This window comes from Agrobacterium sp. CMT1, from assembly GCF_037203725.1.
GTDB lineage: Bacteria > Pseudomonadota > Alphaproteobacteria > Rhizobiales > Rhizobiaceae > Agrobacterium > Agrobacterium pusense.
On sequence record NZ_JBBCAR010000018.1, the window covers coordinates 74,553 to 95,921 of the forward strand.

Annotated in this window: 16 protein-coding genes; 7 read left to right on the top strand and 9 right to left on the bottom strand. The window is 59.1% G+C overall.

Annotated features, from left to right (window positions below; all coding sequences use genetic code 11):
- The first annotated feature begins 122 nt into the window (after positions 1-122).
- The 5 genes from WA845_RS21595 to WA845_RS21615 all read left to right on the top strand — a co-directional run bounded on the left by WA845_RS21595 (position 123) and on the right by WA845_RS21615 (position 9,414).
- The gene (locus tag WA845_RS21595; RefSeq protein ID WP_004443753.1) at positions 123-374 is read left to right on the top strand and encodes a YMGG-like glycine zipper-containing protein; all 252 of its coding nucleotides are present in this window, start codon (positions 123-125) and stop codon (positions 372-374) included.
- Positions 375-549: 175 nt separating this feature from the next.
- Positions 550-2,475 carry a BamA/TamA family outer membrane protein gene (locus WA845_RS21600; protein ID WP_112553214.1) on the top strand — a complete coding sequence of 642 codons (1,926 nt, stop codon included), beginning with the start codon at positions 550-552 and terminating at the stop codon, positions 2,473-2,475.
- A gap of 45 nt (positions 2,476-2,520) precedes the next feature.
- Complete coding sequence (locus tag WA845_RS21605) at positions 2,521-6,681, top strand: translocation/assembly module TamB domain-containing protein (protein ID WP_112553212.1); 4,161 nt, start codon at positions 2,521-2,523, stop codon at positions 6,679-6,681.
- 166 nt (positions 6,682-6,847) lie between these two features.
- Positions 6,848-7,324, top strand: coding sequence for a chemotaxis protein CheW (locus WA845_RS21610; protein WP_003504949.1), 477 nt, complete (start codon positions 6,848-6,850; stop codon positions 7,322-7,324).
- A gap of 323 nt (positions 7,325-7,647) precedes the next feature.
- Positions 7,648-9,414, top strand: coding sequence for a methyl-accepting chemotaxis protein (locus WA845_RS21615; protein WP_112553210.1), 1,767 nt, complete (start codon positions 7,648-7,650; stop codon positions 9,412-9,414).
- A gap of 46 nt (positions 9,415-9,460) precedes the next feature.
- On the opposite strand, the gene fdhD is transcribed toward WA845_RS21615, so the two are convergent.
- The 8 genes from fdhD to WA845_RS21655 all read right to left on the bottom strand — a co-directional run bounded on the left by fdhD (position 9,461) and on the right by WA845_RS21655 (position 18,588).
- Entirely contained in the window at positions 9,461-10,276 is an 816-nt protein-coding gene (gene fdhD / locus WA845_RS21620) for a formate dehydrogenase accessory sulfurtransferase FdhD (RefSeq protein ID WP_112553208.1), read from the bottom strand.
- Positions 10,277-10,619: 343 nt separating this feature from the next.
- Complete coding sequence (locus tag WA845_RS21625) at positions 10,620-11,030, bottom strand: F0F1 ATP synthase subunit epsilon (RefSeq protein ID WP_004443766.1); 411 nt, start codon at positions 11,028-11,030, stop codon at positions 10,620-10,622.
- A 129-nt stretch (positions 11,031-11,159) separates the two neighbouring features.
- Positions 11,160-12,614, bottom strand: coding sequence for a F0F1 ATP synthase subunit beta (gene atpD / locus WA845_RS21630; protein ID WP_004443768.1), 1,455 nt, complete (start codon positions 12,612-12,614; stop codon positions 11,160-11,162).
- 23 nt (positions 12,615-12,637) lie between these two features.
- Complete coding sequence (locus tag WA845_RS21635; RefSeq protein ID WP_004443770.1) at positions 12,638-13,516, bottom strand: F0F1 ATP synthase subunit gamma; 879 nt, start codon at positions 13,514-13,516, stop codon at positions 12,638-12,640.
- 31 nt (positions 13,517-13,547) lie between these two features.
- Positions 13,548-15,077 carry a F0F1 ATP synthase subunit alpha gene (gene atpA, locus WA845_RS21640; protein WP_004443771.1) on the bottom strand — a complete coding sequence of 510 codons (1,530 nt, stop codon included), beginning with the start codon at positions 15,075-15,077 and terminating at the stop codon, positions 13,548-13,550.
- The gene (locus WA845_RS21645) at positions 15,077-15,643 is read right to left on the bottom strand and encodes a F0F1 ATP synthase subunit delta (protein ID WP_337322572.1); all 567 of its coding nucleotides are present in this window, start codon (positions 15,641-15,643) and stop codon (positions 15,077-15,079) included. Before WA845_RS21645 ends, atpA begins: the two co-directional genes overlap by 1 nt.
- A gap of 260 nt (positions 15,644-15,903) precedes the next feature.
- Positions 15,904-16,290 (bottom strand): AGROH133_08824 family phage infection protein, encoded by a 387-nt coding sequence (locus WA845_RS21650; protein WP_004443775.1) that lies wholly within the window; start codon positions 16,288-16,290, stop codon positions 15,904-15,906.
- A gap of 81 nt (positions 16,291-16,371) precedes the next feature.
- Positions 16,372-18,588 carry a primosomal protein N' gene (locus WA845_RS21655; protein ID WP_112553204.1) on the bottom strand — a complete coding sequence of 739 codons (2,217 nt, stop codon included), beginning with the start codon at positions 18,586-18,588 and terminating at the stop codon, positions 16,372-16,374.
- A gap of 121 nt (positions 18,589-18,709) precedes the next feature.
- Between WA845_RS21655 and WA845_RS21660 the strand changes: the two genes are divergently transcribed.
- Together WA845_RS21660 and WA845_RS21665 are read left to right on the top strand one after the other, a co-directional pair.
- Entirely contained in the window at positions 18,710-19,657 is a 948-nt protein-coding gene (locus tag WA845_RS21660; RefSeq protein WP_112553202.1) for a tyrosine recombinase XerC, read from the top strand.
- A gap of 80 nt (positions 19,658-19,737) precedes the next feature.
- Positions 19,738-20,832, top strand: a complete 1,095-nt coding sequence (locus tag WA845_RS21665; RefSeq protein ID WP_112553200.1) for a TraB/GumN family protein — start codon at positions 19,738-19,740, stop codon at positions 20,830-20,832.
- Here WA845_RS21665 and WA845_RS21670 read toward each other — a convergent pair.
- On the bottom strand, positions 20,810-21,304 hold the full coding sequence (locus WA845_RS21670; protein ID WP_112553198.1) for a DUF2867 domain-containing protein: 495 nt from the start codon (positions 21,302-21,304) through the stop codon (positions 20,810-20,812). The genes WA845_RS21665 and WA845_RS21670 overlap by 23 nt on opposite strands.
- Between the last annotated feature and the right edge of the window lie 65 nt (positions 21,305-21,369).

Sequence of the window (21,369 nt, forward strand, 5' to 3'; positions counted from 1 at the left end):
AGGCTTCCCTAAACGACATCGAATTGTTAGTTATCTGTGGCGGTCGGAGGTAGCAGTCGCCGCAGATAAATATGGGACGCCTACCGAGCCAAAGAGCTCATTGTAACGTTGGAGAGAGTTTCATGAAAAAGGCAATCATATTTGCGCTGGTCGGCCTGTCGCTTGCAAGCTGCACGCAGACTGAAAAGGGTGCTTCGATTGGTGCCGTTTCCGGCGCCGTTATCGGTGGCGCGGTCACTGGCAACGTTCGTGGCGCAGCTGTTGGCGCAGCGATCGGTGGCGTCGGTGGTGCTTTGATTGGCAACGCTTCCGAGCCGGGCTATTGCTATTACCGCGACCAGTACGGCCAGCGTTACACGGCACGTTGCCGCTAATCGCTTCGCGAAATACCGTTGCACAGAAGCCCCGGTCATCCGGGGCTTTTTTGCGTTATGGGCTGCAAAACAGATGCCGAGGGTCCTCAAAGCCGTTTATTTATGATTAAATTGCAATGTTAACGGAGAGGAAACGGGTTAGGGCGACAATAAAGGCTCAACCATAAAGCAGCTTATGCGAAGAACACGAACTAACCCGAAGACAGGTATTGCGTATCGGAAAGCTGGCACCGCGCTTGCGGTTGCTGTGACGTTCGCCCTGTATCCGGCTTTTACGCGTGATGCCTTTGCCTTTAAACTGTTCGGCATGCGCCTGTGGGGTTCGGAAGAACCGGAGGTCGAGGTTATCAACCCCGTCAAATATGCCATCACGCTCAACGCTCCCGACGCCGACAAATCCCTGACGGACAGCCTCGAAAACAGTTCCCTTCTTTTGGCCGACAAGGACAAGCCTGCCTCAGGCGATCTCGGACTCCTGATAAAGGCAAGGGACGACAGGGACAGGCTGATTGCAGCGCTTTATGAAAACGCCCGCTATGGCGGTATTGTCAATGTCACCGTGGCCGGGAGGAATGTCGACGACCTGCCGCCCAACCCGGTTTTCGACCATAGCGCGCCCGTTCCCGTGATCATAACCGTTACGCCCGGTCCCAAATTCACACTCGGCAATATCCGTCTCGAAGGCGACGTCACAGGCCGCGATCTCGAGGAATACGGCCTGACGACGGGCGGCGATGCGGGCTCCCTGGCGATCATCCGCGCCGGCAACAAGCTGATCGATGATCTGAAGGCCGAAGGCCGCCCGCTTGCCAAGCTGACGAAACGCGAGGCCGTTGCAAACCACGCGACAAACACTGTCGACATCACCATGGCGGCCGAAGGCGGCCCCGTCGCCCCACTCGGCACGGTCACCGTCACCGGTGAAAAAACCGTCGATGGGGATTTCATCCGCCGCTATTCGCGCCTCAATGGCGGCGAGCCCTATTCGCCGGAAAAACTGCGCAAGGCCGCCGATCGCCTGCGCCAGCTCGGTGTTTTTTCCAGCCTGACGATCAAGGAGGCAGGAACGCTCGCCCGCGACGGCACCATTCCGTTGACCATCGAAGTGTCCGAAGGCAAGCACCGCTATTTCGGCGTCGGCGCACAATATTCCACCACCGAAGGCATTGGTCTTCAGGGCTACTGGGGCCACAGAAACCTGTTCGGCCAGGCCGAATCTCTGCGCATCGAGGGCTCGGTCTCGCGCATTGCAGAGGCATCGAGCGTGGAAGGCATGGACTATTCGGCGGGCATTACCTTTACGAAGCCCGGAATGTTCAATCCCCGCACGACATTCAAGACCAGCCTGATTGCCAAGACCGAGCATCCGGACACCTACGAAGCCAAGACGCTGACTGGGACTGCCGGTTTCAGTTATGAACTAAACGATACCGACACGGCTGCCGCGGGCCTGGAGGTGCAGTGGGCCGATACAGACGACGCCTTCGGAAAGAACGAATATCTTACCTCATCCATTCCGCTGGAATTCGTTCGCGATACCCGCGACGACAAGCTCAACCCGACCGAAGGCTTTCGTGCATCGGTGGCCGCCAAGCCCAGCTATGAGGCCCTGAACGGGACCTTCTTCTCCTCTTTCGAAGGTTCGATTACCGGGTACAAGGGGCTGGGCGCCGAAGACAGGCTGATCATGGCCGGAAAACTGTCGGGCGGCGTGCTCGTCGGCGGAAGCGACCTGCAGGACATCCCCACCACCCGCCGCTTTTATGCCGGGGGCGGCGGGTCGGTGCGCGGCTATAGCTATCAGGAAATATCGCCTTATAATGCGGCAGGCGACGCGACCGGCGGTCGCTCCTATGTCGTTGGCTCCATTGAAGCCCGCATCAAGGTCACCGACACGATCGGTATCGTGCCTTTTATCGATGCGGGTGTGGTCTCGGAAGACGTGACCCCGGACTTTTCCGACATTCGGGCTGGCGCCGGCATCGGGCTGCGTTACGCGACACCCTTCGGGCCTCTGCGTCTCGATGTCGCCACGCCGCTAGACAAATACGATGGCGGCAACAGTTTCGGCATTTATGCTGGCATCGGTCAGTCTTTTTAAACGCCGCAGTCGAACACCCTTGCAACAGAGTGTAGATTACCCTTTATGAAAACGTTGATTCGATTGCTGAAATGGCTGGGCTACGCTGCCTTGTGCGGCGTGGTACTTCTGTTGCTTGCAGCCTTTTTCGTCGGTTTTACGCCGATGGGCGCGAGAATAGCCGCAAAGCAGATTTCATCGCTTGTATCGACACCCGATCAGATAATCGAGATTTCTCCGCCCAGCGGGCTTTTGACGGGGCATCTGAGGCTCGACAACGTCACTCTTTCGGATCGGCAGGGCCCTTATGCCCGCGTAAACCAGATCGCCGTCGACTGGTCACCCTTCTCGCTTCTTGCCGGCACCTTCCATGCGGACCGGGTATCGGCGGGATCGATCGATGTCCAGCGCCAACCGGTTCCGGTGGAGGAAACGACGAGCAAAAGCTCCGGCAGTTCCTCTCTGCCGATTGAAATAGCGATCGACAATTTCAGCTTTCCCGATATTCGTCTCGGCCAGCCCCTTCTCGGCCGCCCCTTTGAACTGACGGCCGAAGGCAACCTCAAGGCCGCCAGCGACGATATCAGACTGTCGCTCACGGCCCACCGGCTGAATGCCCCGGATGCGGCCGTTAACGCCGACATCGCATTTCTTCCCAACGAAAATGTCCTGAAGCTGAAAGCGGAGATGCGGGAGCCTGAGGGCGGACTTCTTGCCACGCTGCTGTCTCTGCCCGGCACACCTGCGGTCGCCATCGACCTTAACGGCGAAGGACCGCTTTCAAACTGGACCGGCAGCATGCGCGGCAACGTCGCTGGTAACCCTGTTGTCAACGTCACCGGTCGGCACCTCCTCGCGGAGGATGGCACCCGCCGCATCGAAGTTGCGGGTGGCGGCCAGCCCGATCTGCTTCTGCCGCCCGCCTTCCGGCAGCTTTTTGCCGGTGAGACAAAGCTCGACGCAAACGCCACCCTTTCCCCACAGGGGCGCATCGAAATCGGCAGCAGTACACTGGAAACCGGCACCCTGCTGCTGACGGCCTCCGGCACCATTGATCCGAACGGCCAGAACGACCTTGCCGCCAACCTCATCGGCACAGCCGGGCCCGTCGATTTTCGCTGGCCGCTGAGCGATGGGGAGGTGCAGGCCCTCATCAACGGCCTCGATCTTTCGTTAAAGGGTGGGGCAGACGCCGCACATCTTGACACGACCGTTTCCCTGCGCAGCCTCTCTTTGCCGCAAGGCAGGCTGGACGACGTCAAACTGACGGCGCAAAGCGCTGATCTCAATATCGCTGACCGGAGCGGCACAATCGCCACCGCTCTCTCCGTAGCGCAATCGTCCTTTGTCAGCCCGGATATTGATCGGCTGGTGCGTGCGCCGCTTACCATCAATGCACCGCTCCGCCTGAGCCCATCCGCCATCGGCTTTGACAGCGCGACGCTTGAAAGCGCCAGCGTTGGCGGAACACTGAACGGCAGTTTCGACCTTACCGGCAACCGCCTCACCTCAAGCGTGCAGCTCTTCGCGCTGCCCGCCACCCTTCCACCGGCTCTCGCGGAAAAGTTTGACACCACCATCGCCCTCCAGGGTGATGTCGACGTGACCATCGGTGGACGCACCAGCGTTGAAAACATCGTCGTCAAGTCGGGAACGATTGAGGCGACAGGCAATGCCGGCCTCGAAAACGATGCATTGAGCGCCAGCCTGACGGGTAAATTTCTCGCTCTTGAAAAGTTGACGCCACAGGCAAAGGGCGTCGCCGATTTTGCGATCGAGGCCACCGGCGCGCTGGCAGCGCCAGATTTCAACGTGACCCTGACTTCCGAGAGCGCAATCCTTGCCGGACGTACGCTTGAATCATTGCAAGTCAATGCGACAGGCAAGGCCGATCCCGCCGCTCCTCAGGCGAAACTTACCGCCAGCGGCAGCCTTGACCGACAGAAGATCGATGCCAATGCCGAATTGGTGCAAACCGAAAACGGCACTGCGATTCCCGAGCTGCGCGTGGCGGTAGGCCGGAATATCTTGAACGGGCAACTGCAATTCTCGCAGCAGTTTCTGCCATCCGGCAATCTTTCCTTCAACTTTCCCGACCTTGCGCTACTCGCCGCTCTCGCTGCGCAGCAGGCGGATGGCGATATTGCCGGCGACATCGCCCTTAGCAACGCCAATGGCCGGATCGCCGCGACGATCAAAGCCAATGGCAGCAGCATCCGTCAGGGCACGACAACGATCTCCGGGTTGGCAGCCGATATTTCAATAGACGACCTTCAGGCAATCGCCATCAACGGCAAGGTCAACGCCGATACCGTCAATGCCGGCGCGGCTGCGATATCTGACCTGAAAGCCACAATCGGTCATTCCGGCACAACGACGCAGTTCAACGTCAACGGTCGTTACGACAACGCACCGCTGGTGGTGAATGGCAGCGCCGAGACGGGCGGATCGCCCATGACGGTAAGACTCGACGCCTTTTCCGCCGCGCCCAAGGGCATTGCCGTGCGCCTTGAAAAACCCACCACCATTGCCATCCAGAACGGTACGGCCCGGATCTCCGATTTGACCATCATCACGGGCGAAGGACGTGTCGAGGTCAACGGCACCGCCGGGTCGACGCTTGATATCAATGCCGATATCCGTTCGCTGCCCGCAAGTCTCGCAAATGCCTTTGCCACCGGACTGGATGCGGCGGGTAGCATCTCCGGCACGGTGAAGGCCAAGGGTGCGGCATCGAACCCTGCGGTCGACTATAATCTCAACTGGGTAAATGCCGAGGTCGCGCAGACGCGCGCGGCGGGTCTCGCCGCCCTCGGCATCAAGGCGAACGGTCAATTTTCCGGTGGCACCCTGCAGATCGACACGAATGTCTCCGGTCAGGGCGGCATGGCGCTTTCAGGCGGCGGCTCGCTCGGTATCGCCGGCAATCGTCCGCTTTCGATGGCGTTTTCCGGCAGACTGCCTTTCTCAGCCGTCGCGGCACAAACAGCAGCGCAGGGCCTCGATGTGGATGGCACCGCCGCCATCGACGTGAAGATTTCCGGCAGCGCTTCCGCACCTGTCATTAGCGGCAGCATCACCACTGATGGCACGCGCCTGACCGACGTGCGCCGAAACCTGACCATTAACGATCTGGGCGCCACCATCACCTTCGACCGTGATCGTGCCGTCATCTCCCGATTGACCGGCAGGCTGGCAGGCGGTGGAACGATCTCGGGAATCGGCAGCGTCGGCATAACCGGTGGTTCGGGTTTTCCTGCCGATATATCGATTACGCTTAATCGCGCCGGTTACAACGACGGCACGCTGGTAACGACAGTGGTGAGCGGCACGCTGACGCTGAAAGGCCCGTTGCTGAATTCCCCCGTGCTGGGCGGCAACCTGACGCTGGACAGAAGCGCCATCACCATTCCGGAGAAGCTGCCGGCTTCACTGACGGAGATCGACGTCAAGCACAAGAACGCACCACCCAAGGTACGCGCGCAGGCCAAGGCGCTTGGAGCCGATCAGGGCGGAAGCGGGAGCTCGTCCACCATCAATCTCGATCTGCAGGTCAATGCACCGAGCGGTATATTCGTGCGCGGTCGGGGTATCGATGCAGAACTGACCGGCAATCTGACGATCCGTGGCACGGCAGCGGTTCCGGTCATTTCAGGCGGCTTCGAAATGCGTCGGGGCAGGCTTGAAATCCTCACTCGCCGCCTTGATTTCACGACAGGAAATATCAGTTTCGGTGGCGGCCTCGTTCCGGTCCTCGACATGAAGGCGGACTCAACGGTTGGTTCAACGACCATCACCGTATCTGTTTCCGGTACTGCCAACGATCCGACCTTTGCGTTCTCCTCGGCTCCCGCTCTGCCACAGGATGAGGTGATGGCACAGCTGATCTTCGGCCAGTCCATGTCAAAACTATCCGCGCTGCAGATCGCACGGTTGGCGGATGCCGCCGCTCAACTGGCCGGCGGGCGTTCCACATCGCTGTTCGACAAGCTCAGAAGCAATCTCGGCGTCGATGATCTTGATATTTCGACCGATTCCGAAGGACAGGCCCGTGTTTCCGCCGGTAAATACCTGAACGAAAGAACCTATCTGGAGCTGCAGCAAAGCGGCGAATCCGGCGCAAAAGCCATCATCAATCTCGACGTAGGACGCGGTGTGAAGCTGCGCGGGGAAGCGGGCGGCGATGGCGAAGGCGCAGCAGGCATATTTTACGAGAAAGAGTATTGAGATGGTTCGCATTTAGGTTTGCGAAACCATCTCATGCTAGGAATCTTCCATTGAAGACGGAAATATTGTTTCCGGCTGTTCAGGCACCAGGCAGAACGCCAAATTCGCATTGCAAGTGTCGGTGCACTTGCGCCGGCCTCCACAGCGAGCATTGGGAAGAATTCTGATGGCAATGATTAACTCTACCAATTTTGGCGGTGAGACGCTCGAAATCATCGCATTCCGCCTGCATGATCAGGAATTCTGCGTGAAGACGACGACCATTCGCGAAATCCGCGGCTGGGCGCCTTCGACGCCCATTCCCCACGCACCGAAAGACGTCATCGGCGTCATGAACCTGCGCGGCTCTGTTATCCCGATCATCGATCTGGCTCACAAACTCGGCATGAAAAGCACCGTTGCCAATGAGCGCAGCGCAATCGTAGTGGCCGAAGTGCATAACATGGTCATCGGCATGCTGGTGGATCGCGTTTCAGACATTCTGACGATCCCGGCAAACCAGGTCCAGCCGGTTCCCGAAATTTCAGCCTCCTTCGACAAGTCCTATTCCGAAGGGATCATCGCCAACGAACATGGCATGATCTGCTTCCTGAACCTTGCGAAAATGTTCAAGGGCACTGAAGCGGAAGATCTCGCGGCCTGACAAGGTCTGCGCAGGCCTCGCTGAAGAATGATAAGGAACAATTCAGACCGCCGGAGCACCTGCCGGCGGTTTTGTTTTTTCTTTCACGCATTTTATTAAATAAGAACATTTTAATATTATAGATATCTAATATTAACGCCATAGATCAGTACCGCGCCGGTAAGCCTATTACGCGGGCCGATACCTGACCCAGGGCCAACATAGAGAAGTGCCTGCATTGCTGCCTTCGGCGGCAAAACCTGTTCGGTGTTCAACGTGATATGGCGTGGACCGCATCTTCTTTGCGGCTTGCCGCGCCGTGGGCTGACTTTGGGGGACTTGTAATGCTGGGGTTAGGAAAAAGCGCAGACAGTAGAAATATGCTCGATGCGATATCAAGATCGCAGGCGGTCATCGAATTCGATCTCAAAGGTAATATCCTCACCGCAAATAAGAATTTCTGCGCGGCACTGGGTTACGATCTCACCGAGATCGTCGGTAAGCACCACCGCATATTCTGCGACAGCGAGCTTGCCGCGTCTCGCGCCTATCAGGAATTCTGGGACTCTCTCGCCCGGGGCGAGTTTCAGGCCAGGGAATTCCGCCGTATCCGCAAGGACGGCTCGGTGATCTGGATCGAGGCCTCCTACAACCCGGTTTTCCGTTCGGGCAAGCCCTATAAAGTGGTCAAGATCGCAACAGATATCACCGCAAAAAAGATCACGGCCGCGGAAGATGCGGGCAAACTGGAGGCGCTCTCCCGCTCGCAAGCCACCATTGAGTTCTTTCCTGACGGTACGATCATCACCGCCAATCCAAACTTCTGCGCTGCGGTGAACTATGACCTCAAGGAAATCGAGGGCAGGCACCACCGCATGTTCTGTGATCCTGCCTATGCCACCTCGCCCGCCTATGCAAATTTCTGGCAACGACTGGCATCAGGCGAATTCATCTCGGACGAGTTTGTCCGCTACGGGAAGAACGGCAAAGAAATATGGATCCAGGCCGCCTATAATCCGGTTGTCGGTGAAACCGGTAAAGTGGTGAAGGTGGTGAAATTTGCCACCGACGTCACACCGCGCATGAGCGCCATTCGCATGCTTGCAGATGCCCTGCGGGCGCTGGCCGAAGGCGACCTTGTACAACGCCTCGACAACAGCTTCGTGCCCAGCATGGAAAAACTGCGGGCAGATTTCAACGAGGTCGTCGCCAAGCTGCAGGCCACGATGCAGACGATCGCACACAATGCCTCGACAATCGCATCCGGATCCGGCGAAATCCGCATCGCCGCCGATCAGCTCTCGCAACGCACCGAACAGCAAGCCGCCTCACTGGAGGAGACCGCTGCGGCGCTGGAGGAGATCACCACCACCGTAACCGATGCAAGCCACCGCGCAGGTGAGGCCGGTAAACTGGTGCTGCGGACAAGAGAACATGCCGAGCATTCCGGCGACATCGTTCAGCAGGCAATTTCCGCCATGGATGCGATTTCGAGGTCCTCAGGCGAAATCACCAATATCATTGGCGTTATAGACGACATCGCTTTCCAGACCAATCTTCTGGCCCTCAATGCGGGCGTCGAAGCAGCGCGCGCCGGGGAAGCGGGCAAGGGGTTCGCCGTCGTCGCACAGGAGGTCCGGGAACTCGCACAGCGATCCGCCGTTGCCGCCAAGGAGATCAAATCCCTCATCAACACCTCTCGCGAGCAGGTCTCCAACGGCGTGGATCTGGTGGGCAGAACCGGCGACGCCCTGCGGGACATCCAGTCGCAGATGGGCGAGATCGACACTAATGTCTCGGCCATCGTTGAAGCATCCCGCGAACAGGCGAACGGTCTCAGGGAGATCAATCAGGCCGTCAACGTTATGGATCAGGCCACCCAGAAAAACGCTGCGATGGTAGAAGAAACCACCGCCGCCAGCCACGGGCTCGCTACAGAAGCGGAAAATCTGCATGAATTGCTGCGGCAGTTCAGAATCGCGCACGACGCGTCACCCGCACGCCCCGTCGACAAGCCAGCCGTCCTCACCAGGCTGCCGGTGCCGCAACCGCGATATGCTGCTTTACCAAGGTCTCATGGAAACGCAGCAGCCGAATGGGCGGAATTCTAAGGGTCTCTTTGAAGTCTGAAGGCCGTCGGTAGCGGCGGCCTCTACGTCATAAAATTATACGATCCGCCCTGGTGAAGATCTCAAAATCTTCACCCCGCACGAGTGCGACAAGGGTGATACCCGAGCTTTCAGCGGTTTCGATGGCGAGCGCGGTGGGCGCGGAAATCGCCGCCAGAATGGGACTGCCAAGGATGGCGGTCTTTTGGACCATTTCTACCGACAGGCGGCTGGTCACAACCACAATGCCGGCATTCGGCGGCAGGCCTGCATTGACAACTGCACCTGCAAGCTTGTCGAGCGCATTATGGCGACCGACGTCTTCACGAACAGCAAGCAGCCCCTTTTTAGGATTGTAGAAACCCGCGCCGTGAACCGCTCTCGTTTCGCGATTAAGGCTTTGCGCTTCATTCAGTGCTTTCATCGCAGCAACAATATCATCCCCGTAGAGGGAGAGTTCAGAGCCGCTCAGGACCGGGACCACTCGGACCGCCTGTTCTATCGACTCGATGCCACAAAGACCGCAGCCGACAGGGCCTGCCATATGCCGCCGTCTCGCCCTGAGCGCATCCGCATTGGCATCCTGCAAATCCACCTGAACGTCGAAGCCCTGCCCCGCCTCGATCACCTCGATTGACCGGATTTCCGCCCGTGTGGATATGATGCCTTCCGTCAGACTAAATCCGACTGCAAAATCGACAAGATCTGCGGGGCTGGCCATCATCACGGCATGGGTGCTGCCACCATAGGAAAAAGCAACCGGCACTTCCTCGGGCACCGCTCTATCGCCCTCGATCAGGGTCCCTGACCGCAACGCGGTTCTCGCGACCCCTCTGTAGCTCGCTTTTGCCGACACGCCGATCACTCCTCCATCACCAAATCTGCTTCGTGTTGCGCACCCGAGCAGCATTCCTTCGGGATATCACATCTAACCGAAAGCTCTGAAAATCGGAATCGGTTTCCGAGGCTGCCCGGTTGAAACGCAATCGTTGAAGCGCGCCTTTGCTAGACTCATGGTCCGTAGGCGATAATTGATGCACCCGGTCAACGTGATTTTGAAGCTTATGTGGGCAGGTTGAGGAGGACGAAGGCAATCGTACTCGCTGACCCGTTAAGCAGCAGGTCAAAACAAAAAAAGCGACCGAGACGGCCGCTTTCTGGTTCGGATTTTTTGTGGGCAGTCATTCTTTCGAACCCGCCCGGTGCTTTCAAGCAGCGACGAGAACCTCATGCAGGTTCGTCAGTTCGTAAAGGTGCTTTTCAAGCTTCGTCAGATGCTCGTGGTGATGATTGCCTTCTTCGATTTCGGCCTTGGCCGCATCGATGCGACGCTGCAACGTGTCGGGAGACATGTCATCGGCCGAAACCGCGGATTCGGCAAGAAGCGTGCAGCCCGTCGGGAGAATATCGGCGAAGCCACCGAAGACGACATATTTATGCGTTTCACCAGAAGCGAATTTCACCGTTACCAGACCCGGCTTGATCGTGGTCATCGTCGGCGCATGGTTGGCCAGAACGGTCATTTCACCCAGCGTGGCCGGGATGACGACTTCCGTAACCGTTTCGGAAACGAGCAGACGCTCCGGGGAAACGAGATCGAATTTGAAACTGTCAGCCATGGCTATTCACTTCTTTTCAATTACGCGGGCGTCACGGACTTGTCTGTTACAACGCCGACAAAGCCTTATCGGTTTCGCCACCATTGTCGGCAAGGCGCGCGGCTGAACCACGCGCCCGCCAATTCATGATCAGGCAGCCTCGGCAGCCAGCTTCTTGGCCTTTTCAATGGCTTCTTCCATCGAACCGACCATGTAGAAGGCAGCTTCCGGCAGGCTGTCATATTCACCGTTGACCAAGCCCTTGAAGCCCTTGATCGTGTCTTCGAGCGCAACGAGCTTGCCCGGCGAACCGGTGAAGACTTCGGCAACGAAGAACGGCTGCGACAGGAAGCGCTCGATCTTACGGGCGCGGGCAACCGTCAGCTTGTCTTCTTCCGACAGTTCGTCCATGCCGAGGATGGCGATGATGTCCTGAAGAGCCTTGTAGCGCTGAAGGGTCGACTGAACCTTACGAGCCACTTCATAGTGTTCTTCGCCGACGATCATCGGGTCGAGCATGCGCGAGGTGGAGTCGAGCGGGTCAACGGCCGGGTAGATGCCCTTTTCAGCGATCGAGCGCGACAGAACCGTCGTGGCGTCCAGGTGGGCGAACGAGGTAGCAGGAGCCGGGTCGGTCAAGTCGTCGGCGGGGACGTAAATGGCCTGAACCGAGGTGATCGAACCCTTGGTCGTGGTGGTGATGCGTTCCTGCATCTGGCCCATGTCGGTTGCCAGCGTCGGCTGATAACCCACAGCCGAAGGAATACGGCCGAGCAGAGCCGACACTTCCGAACCAGCCTGCGTGAAGCGGAAGATGTTGTCCACGAAGAACAGAACGTCCTGGCCTTCGTCGCGGAAGTTTTCAGCGATCGTCAGACCGGTCAGAGCGACGCGAGCGCGGGCGCCCGGCGGTTCGTTCATCTGGCCGTAAACCAGCGCAGCCTTGGAGCCTTCGCCGCCGCCGAGCTTGTTGACGTTCGATTCGATCATTTCGTGGTAGAGGTCGTTACCTTCACGGGTACGCTCACCAACGCCAGCGAATACCGAGTAACCGCCGTGTGCCTTGGCAACGTTGTTGATGAGTTCCATGATGAGAACGGTCTTGCCAACGCCCGCGCCGCCGAACAGGCCGATCTTACCACCCTTGGCGTAAGGAGCCAGAAGGTCGACGACCTTGATGCCGGTGACGAGAATCTGTGCTTCGGTCGACTGTTCGACGTAAGCAGGAGCGTCCTGATGGATGGCGCGCTTGGAAGCGGTCACGATCGGACCAGCTTCGTCAACCGGCTCGCCGATGACGTTCATGATACGGCCGAGCGTTTCCGGACCAACCGGAACGGAGATCGGAGCGCCGGTGTTCGAAACGCTCTGACCGCGAACGAGACCTTCGGTCGAGTCCATGGCGATCGTGCGAACGACGTTTTCACCGAGGTGCTGCGCGACTTCCAGAACCAGGCGGTTGCCGTTGTTCTCGGTTTCGAGCGCGTTCAGGATCGGAGGCAGTTCGCCTTCGAACGCCACGTCGACAACAGCGCCGATAACCTGGGTAACCTTGCCCGCGCCGTTCACCGCTGCGGTTTTCTTGGGGGTAGCTGCCTTAGCCATTATCCTTACCCTCTTTCCTTACCTCAGAGCGCTTCCGCGCCCGAAATGATTTCAATGAGTTCCTTGGTGATCTGAGCCTGACGCTGACGGTTGTAGGACAGCGTCAGCTTGTTGATCATCTCACCGGCATTGCGCGTTGCGTTATCCATCGCGCTCATCTTGGCGCCCATTTCACCGGCAACGTTTTCGAGCAGAGCCCGGAAAACCTGAACCGAAATGTTGCGCGGAATAAGGTCTTCCAGAATAGAAGCCGCATCAGGCTCATATTCGTAGACGGCGTTCTGCGTCGCGGCATCCTCTTCCACAACGGGCGTTGCGGCCGGAATGAGCTGCAGGCCGGTCGGGATCTGGCTGATGACGGACTTGAATTCCGAATAAATCAGCGTGCAGACATCGAACTCACCGGCGTTGAAGAGCGAGATCACCTTCTTGGCGATCTGGTCGGCATTTTCGAAACCAACCTTCTTCACGTCGCGCAGCTCGATGCGCTCGATGATGTTGGCTGCAAATTCGCGACGCAGGGCGTCGTAACCCTTCTTGCCGACCGTGATGATCTTGACCGTCTTGCCTTCCGAAATCAGCTTGCGGGCGTGATCGCGGGCAAAACGGGCGATTTGCGAGTTGAAACCGCCGCAAAGACCACGCTCAGCCGTGCAGACGACGAGCAGATGCACGTCGTTCTTGCCGGTGCCGGTCATCAGCGCCGGAGCAACGTCCGCCTCGACCGCATTCGCGATGTTGGCAAGAACGGCGCTCATGCGCTGAGAATAAGGCCGGGCGGCCTCCGCAGCTTCCTGGGCGCGCCGAAGCTTCGCCGCGGCGACCATTTTCATCGCCTTGGTAATCTTCTGCGTCGCCTTTACGGAGGCAATGCGGTTTTTCAGATCCTTTAGTGAAGGCATCCGTTATCCGTCCGAGTAAAAGAGCCCTGATTTAAGAGAAAGACTTGGCGAAACTATCAAGAGCGCCCTTGAGCTTGCCCTTGGTATCGTCGCTGATAGCCTTTTCCGTGCGGATGGTGTCGAGGATCGCCTTGCCTTCCGACCGGAGGTAGGAGAGCAGACCCTGCTCGAACTTGCCGACCTGTGCGACCGGAACCTTGTCGAGGTAACCGTTGACGCCGGCGAAGATCACCGCAACCTGTTCTTCCGTCTTGAGCGGCGAGAACTGCGGCTGCTTCAGAAGTTCGGTCAGGCGTGCACCGCGGTTTAGCAGGCGCTGCGTCGAGGCATCGAGGTCCGAACCGAACTGGGCGAAGGCGGCCATTTCGCGATACTGGGCGAGTTCACCCTTGATCGAGCCGGCAACCTGCTTCATCGCCTTGATCTGGGCGGCAGAGCCAACGCGCGAAACCGACAGACCGACGTTAACAGCCGGACGGATACCCTGATAGAACAGGTCGGTTTCAAGGAAGATCTGGCCGTCGGTGATCGAGATCACGTTGGTCGGAATAAAGGCCGAAACGTCGTTACCCTGGGTTTCGATGACAGGCAGAGCTGTCAGCGAGCCGGCGCCCATTTCGTCGGAGAGCTTTGCAGCGCGCTCGAGAAGACGGGAGTGGAGGTAGAAAACGTCGCCCGGATAAGCTTCGCGGCCCGGAGGACGGCGCAGCAGAAGCGACATCTGACGGTAAGCAACGGCCTGCTTGGAAAGGTCGTCGTAACCGATGAGGGCGTGCTTGCCGTTGTCGCGGAAATATTCGCCCATGGCGCAACCGGCAAACGGTGCCAGGTACTGCATCGGAGCCGGATCAGAAGCGGTCGCAGCAACGATGATCGAGTACTGCAGCGCGCCGCGCTCTTCCAGAACCTTCACGAACTGGGCGACGGTCGAACGCTTCTGACCGATAGCGACGTAGACGCAATAGAGCTTGTCGCCGTCAGGACCATTGTCGTGAATGGCCTTCTGGTTCAGGATCGTGTCGAGAATGATTGCGGTCTTGCCGGTCTGGCGGTCGCCGATGACAAGCTCGCGCTGGCCGCGACCAACCGGGATGAGCGCATCGATGGCCTTGAGGCCGGTCGACATCGGCTCGTGAACCGACTTGCGCGGAATGATGCCGGGAGCCTTGACGTCAACGCGCGAACGCTTGGCGGCGTTGATCGGGCCCTTGCCGTCGATCGGGTTACCGAGCGCGTCAACGACGCGGCCCAGCAGTTCCGGACCAACGGGAACGTCAACGATAGCGCCAGTCCGCTTTACGGTGTCGCCTTCCTTGATGTCACGGTCGGAACCGAAGATAACCACACCGACATTGTCGGCTTCGAGGTTGAGCGCCATGCCGCGGATGCCGCCCGGAAACTCGACCATTTCACCAGCCTGAACATTGTCGAGACCGTAAACGCGAGCAATACCGTCACCGACGGAAAGCACCTGGCCGACTTCCGAGACTTCCGCCTCGTTGCCGAAATTTTTGATTTGATCTTTCAGAATTGCGGAAATTTCCGCGGCGCGGATATCCATCAGCCAACCTCTTTCAGTGCAAGCTTAAGGGTGGAAAGTTTGGTGCGAAGAGACGTATCGATCTGGCGGGAGCCGACCTTGACGATCAGACCACCGAGGATCGAGGGATCGACGGTAACGGAAACCGCCACATCCTTGCCGGTAACGCTCTTCAGCGCCGCCTTCAGTTCAGTTTCCTGCGCCTCGTCGAGCGCATGTGCCGAGGTGACCTCGGCGGTAATTTCGCCGCGGTGGGCGGCAGCAATGGTGCGGTAGGCGCGGATCATGCCGGGAACGGCAAAGAGACGGCGGTTATTCGCAACAACCTTGAGGAAATTCAGCGCAAGACCGGTGATGCCGGCCTTTTCGCAAATAGCGGTGATTGCCTTGAACTGGTCCTCGGCGGAGAACACCGGGCTCGCAACCAGACGCTTCAAATCGTCGCTTTCGTCGAGAAGTGCGCCAAACTTGTCCAGTTCGGCCTGAACCGCTTCGACCGTACCCGCTTCCAAAGCAAGCTCGAAAAGCGACGACGCATACCTTTCCGCTACACCGGATGTTACCTGGGAGGTCTCTGCCACGGGCACTTTTTCCCTGCTAATCGTCCAAGACCATCAACGATGGGGATCCACCGCATCAAATTCTTGAAATCGTTTCAATTTCCCCGAAAAAGACCGGAATTCCCCCCTGCCTTTTCCCAATTTCGCGGTCCGTCTAGCATAGGATGCCGGGACTCGCAACACGCGTAATAGCGGAAAGCGCCGTTTGGGCAAGGGGGAATGCGTTAAATTTTCCGATTTCGCTCAGGATGCGGTGCCTGTGCGGCACAAAAGGTAAAAACCCGGCTTCACACCAGCCCGAACACGTAGCTCAACGAGAGTGCGGCGAGCAGAAAGTGCACAACCAGAAGTAAGAGATTCCGCATGGTTGCGCCACCATCCGAGAGGATGGAGAGTATCCCGCCGAAGACGCTGAGGCCGAATGCCGCACCGAAGGCGAGATAGACCATGGGCTGGGCGAGAAGCAGGGCGGCGGCGCCGAGGCCCAGATAAAAGCCGGCAAGCGACGAGCGCACCAGCGCATAGCCATCCCGACGTTCGCCGGCGGGCAGCAGACCGAAAGCGCGAAGCGTCAAGCCGGGTGCGAACATGAAAAACAGCCCGATGATGGCTGATACCACCGCCGCGCCGAAGGCCAATTGTTCGCCGAACTCGGTCGGAAAATAAAACTCCATATCGTTCCCCAAATCATTCTGTTTCCCGCTGGCCTTATGACACGGTCATGACAGCAGGAAAAAGCCCTTCTTTGCTAAAGTTCAAAGGAAACTTTGCGGATCGATATCCAGCTGAACATGCACGCTGCCGCGCTCTTTAGGGCCATTTGCCAGAAGCGTTCGCAGGAACGATTGCATGTCGGAGTTGCGTCGCCCGTGCACCAGCAACCGGAAGCGATGGCGGCCGCGGATGAGCGCGAGCGGCGCTTCCGCCGGGCCAAGCAGCATGATGCCGTTTACCTGCGGGGCCGCAGCCCGCAATCCACGCGCATGTGTCTCCGCCTCTGCGCGCGTATCGGCTGAGACGATGATCGAGGCAAGCCGTCCGAAGGGCGGCAGGACAGCCTTTTCGCGCTCCACTATCTCCCTCTCGTAAAAAGCCGAGGCGTCACCGGAGACGATCGCCTGCATGACCGGATGCTGCGGCTGATAGGTCTGGAGCAGGCCATGGCTCTTGCGCCCCGTTCGTCCGGCTCGCCCCGTCACCTGCGAAAGCAGCTGGAAGGTTCGCTCCGCCGCACGCGGGTCGCCATTGGCAAGGCCGAGATCGGCATCGACGATGCCAACGAGCGTCATCAGCGGGAAGTTATGCCCCTTGGCGACGAGCTGCGTGCCGATGACGATATCCGCCTCGCCTTTGACGATCGCCTCCAGCTCCAACCGCAACCGCTTGACGCCCATGAGATCGGAAGAGAGCACGATGGTGCGGGCATCGGGGAAATGTTTCTCCACCTCTTCGGCGATGCGCTCAACCCCCGGCCCGCAGGCCACGAGATGATCGAAGGTGCCGCATTCCGGGCAATGGTCGGGCGTCGGCTCATTATGGCCGCACTGATGGCACTGCAACTGATTGCGGAAACGATGCTCCACCAGCCAGCTGGAACATTGTGGGCACTGAAAACGATGGCCGCAGACGCGGCACAGCGTCAGCGGCGCATAACCGCGTCGATTGAGGAACAGCAGCGCCTGCTCGCCCTTCTCGATCGTCTTGCCGATTCCGCGCAGCAGAACGGGAGATAGAAACCCTCCCCGCTCTGGCGGATGGCGGCGCATATCGACAAGATGCAGATCGGGCATTGCCGCATCGCCGAAACGCGTATGCAGGTGAATGGTGTTGTAACGCCCCGAACTGCCGTTGACCTGGCTTTCCACCGAAGGCGTGGCCGAAACCAGCACGACGGGGAATTCGGCGATACGCGCCCTCACCACCGCCATGTCGCGGGCATTATAGAAGACGCGATCTTCCTGCTTGTAAGCGGGGTCGTGCTCTTCATCGACAATGATGAGACCAAGATTGTCGAACGGCAGGAAAAGCGCCGAACGTGCCCCAGCCACCACCTTCACCTCGCCGGTCACCGCCTGCCGCCAGACCTTTTCGCGCATCCGCGGCGACAGGTCCGAATGCCATTCGGCCGGCTTGGCGCCGAAACGATCCTGAAAACGCTCCAGAAACGCCGCCGTCAACGCGATTTCGGGCAGCAGGATGAGGACCTGCTTGCCTTGCCTGAGCGTCTCGGCCACGGCTTCGAAATAGACCTCGGTCTTGCCGGAGCCGGTCACGCCATCGATGAGCGAGACGTGAAAACCGCCCTTGCGCACATCCTCGAGAATCTCCGATGCCGCCTGTCTCTGCGGGCCTTCCAGACGCGGCTCGACATAATCGGGGTCAGGCTCGGGCACCACTGGCGGCGCGGGCAGGAATATCGTCTCGAACACGCCCTGTTTGACAAGCCCGTCGATGACACTGCTCGAAACACCTGCAGCGTGGGCAAGCCCGCTCTTCGTCCAGCCGTGCCCTTCGGCCGCCAGCTCCATCACCCGTTCGCGGGCGGGGGTCAGGCGCTCCGGCCTACCTTCGGTCAGCCGCAGCCCCTCGATCATCGGTTCGGGATCGAAAGCGGCGGGCGCACGCAACGCCATGCGTGCCACGAGGCCGGGCGGAGAAAGCGTATAGGCGGCGACCCAGTCCACGAAGCGGCGCATTTCCGTCTTCATGGGCGGGCACTCGAAACTCTTGGTAATGGGCCGTAACTTCTTCGGATCGACAGCTTTCTCTCCGGTTTCGTCCCACACCACGCCAAACACCTGTCGGGGGCCAAGCGGCACCTGGACGACGGAACCAGTTTCCACCACCATATCTTCAGGCACAGCGTAGCTATAGGGCCCGGGCGCCGGCATGGGCACAAGAACGGGCACCGTGCGCGTGGGCGACGGCGGGTCGAACAGAGCCCCAAACAGATCGGACGAATCTTTTGCCATGATGTGGCGACCATGCCCCGGCGACAGGAAAAAGGAAACCGCCCGGATGTAGTGGGCGCACCACGCAAAGTCCACCTCTTAACCAAATGCTGACCATAAGCGCATAGTTTCGAATTGTGGAATGGAGCGCCGCGTGACCGAAATCCTGACATTCGCCGAACCCGATCTGCTCGCCGAGCGCCAAGCCTGGCTGACGGCGCTTGCAGGCGAGCGCCGCCTCTCCGACAACACCGTCGAGGCCTATGAGCGCGATACGCGTCAGTTCCTGACGTTCCTGACCGGCTACATCGGCAAACCAGCCTCCATAAGCGATATTGCCGATCTGCGCCCCGTTGATCTTCGCGCCTTTCTGGCCAATAGACGCAAGGAGGGCGCCGGCGCGCGGTCGCTTGGGCGGCATCTGGCGGGTCTGCGCTCCCTACTGCACCACCTTCAGCGAAAAGGCCTTGTCAATGCCGCCGGCGCCACCGCAATGCGCGCGCCAAAACAGCCGAAATCGCTGCCAAAACCGCTGACCGACCGTCAGGCGCTGAAGATCACCACGGCCGAGGCACAGTTGAACGAAGAACCCTGGATTGCCGCCCGCAACGCTGCGGTTCTGTCGCTGCTTTATGGCTGTGGCCTGCGCATTTCCGAGGCACTGGGTCTTACCCCGGCCGATTTCCCACCCGGCGCGCGCAGCCTGCGCATCACCGGCAAGGGCAACAAGACGCGGATCGTGCCGCTGCTCGCAGTGGTGACGGAAGCGGTCGATACATACAAAAAGCTCTGCCCCTATGCCCTGTCGGCGGACGAACCGATGTTCCTCGGGGCACGCGGCGGCAAGCTTCAGCCTGCCATCATCCAGCGTGAAATGCAGAAGCTGCGCGGCGCTTTCGGCCTGCCGGAAAACGCCACCCCGCATGCGTTGCGCCATTCCTTCGCCACCCATCTTCTGGCCGGCGGTGGGGATCTGCGCACCATTCAGGAACTGCTCGGCCATGCCAGCCTCTCCACCACACAGGTCTATACCGGCGTCGATACGGCGAGACTGTTGGAGATCTACGACAACGCACACCCTCGCGCATGATGCAGGAAATGGTTAACCATAGACATTAACCAGACGTCCAAACCGCCGTTCTATAAGCGAACAAGAACCGGATTGGACCGATGCACAGCCTGATAAAGCCTCAAAATCTCACCGCCACCCTGATGGGCAAGACTGGCGACGCGCTGCTCTGGCTGCTGGCCGCCCTGCATGTCACCGCCGTTGCCATCCTGCTCATGACCTTGCTGTCACTCAGTGAAGCGGGGGCCACAGAGCGGAAGATCACCTGCACGGGCAGCGATATTCTCGTAGAGATGCGCAAAACCGATCCGCAAGCTTTCGCAAAGATTGAACAGGAAGCGGCCGCGATCCCGAACGGCAAGGGCAATTTCTGGCGCATCGAAAAGGCAGATACGGCCCCATCCTATCTTCTCGGCACCATGCATGTGACCGATCCGCGCGTTCTGGAGATGCCGGCCGCCGCCAGCCCCGCCTTTGAGAAGGCAGCGACTGTCATCGTGGAATCGGACGAGATCCTTGATGACAAGAAAATAGCGGCATCCCTGTTGGGCAAGCCCGAACTCACCATGTTTCTGGACGGAAAATCGATCACCGACATCCTGCCGCCCGACAATGTCGCGCGCCTCGAAAAGGGCCTGAAGGAGCGCGGCATTCCACTCAATGCCGTGTCGCGCATGAAGCCCTGGATGCTCTCGAGCTTCGTTGCCCTTCCCGCCTGCGAGTTTGCCCGCAAGGCAACGGGCCTTTCCTTTCTCGACAAGAAGCTTGCCGAAGATGCGGTTGCGAACGGAAAGCGCCTCGTCGGGCTGGAGACAATGGTCGAACAACTGACCGCCATGTCCGAACTGCCGATGGAATTTCATCTGCAGGCGCTTATCGAAACGCTTGAGCTTGGCGACCGCATGGATGACGTGATGACGACCATGACCGATCTTTACGTCGCGGGCGACATCGGCATGACCATGCCGATGCTGAAAAGTCTGGATCCCAAGAAGGCCGCCGACAACGATAAGGGCTACGCCGCTTTCGAACAGCGCATCATCACCGATCGCAACCATGTGATGGCGGACCGCTCCACCGATGAGCTTGCCGAGGGTAATGTCTTCATGGCCGTCGGCGCGCTGCACCTGCCGGGCGAAGGAGGCCTCGTGGAACTGCTGCGCGCGAAAGGCTTCACGCTGACGCGGGTTGAGTGACCGGAACAGTTCCTGTTTCGACGGGCCGGATAGAGGCGCAGAACGGTCGCATCGTCGCAGGCACGATGCGGCGGTGAAACGGACCAACGAGAAGAAGATAAAACCGACCGAACAGGTTCTTGCGCCGGACAATGGTGGTGACGCTCGCCAGCTGGCGGTCTGCCGCATCTTCGAGATCGATGACGATGCGAAAATCGAGGTGGCGGTCATCAAAGCCGAGGACTGTTCGCTCTGGCGTGGAGGTGATGACCGGGAACCCGCCCGCAGAACTGCCCGCCGCCAGCTCGACCGTTTTTAAACCGACCATCGAAACGATACCGTTTCGAAGCGACATCAGGCCGCTGATCCATGCCGGAGGATGCTCCAGAAAAAGCCTGCTCACATCGAGCGAGGACGTTACAGGCGTTGTCAATTCACCCTGAAAGCAATCGTACCAATCGGCACCTGGCAATATATCTTCAATATTTGGCATCTTTGATCCCCAGCCGCTCCTTTGCAGCAAGGGAAACATGCCGTTTTTACGCGGCAGGGGGAACG